Origin of the sequence: Bradyrhizobium sp. IC4060 (assembly GCF_020193715.1) — a bacterium.
GTDB classification, from domain to species: domain Bacteria; phylum Pseudomonadota; class Alphaproteobacteria; order Rhizobiales; family Xanthobacteraceae; genus Bradyrhizobium; species Bradyrhizobium yuanmingense.
Genome location: NZ_JADYVJ010000114.1, coordinates 1 through 404 on the forward strand (window position 1 = coordinate 1; position 404 = coordinate 404).

General features: G+C 60.9%; 1 protein-coding gene. It reads left to right on the plus strand.

All coding sequences use genetic code 11. The features are described 5' to 3' along the window. Positions 1-404 (plus strand): alpha/beta hydrolase (locus tag I6F16_RS37745; RefSeq protein ID WP_225174809.1); only part of this gene is annotated, 404 nt, incomplete at both ends.

A 404-nucleotide genomic window follows, 5' to 3' on the forward strand; every position in this document is an offset into this window, starting at 1 on the left:
GTACAGTACCGCCTGGCGCCGGAGCATACCTTTCCGGCGGCGCACGATGATGCAGAACGAGGTGCCACGATTATTCACCAGAACGCAAAACAGCTTGGCGTTGACGCATCACGTATCACCCTGGCCGGCGACAGCGCCGGCGGGCATCTCGCCCTGGTCACGGCCCTGCGCCTGAAAGCGGCGGGAACATGGCAGCCTGCACAGCTTATCCTGATTTACCCGATGCTCGACGCTACCGCCAGCATGGCGAGCTACCTCAGCAATGGCGATGACTATGTGATTACCCGGGACACGCTACTGAGCGGCTACGAAATGTATTTAGCGGCCACACCCGCTACCCATCCGGATGCCAGTCCGCTGTGGCGCGAAGATTTTCACGGTCTGCCACCGGTCCACATCCTGAC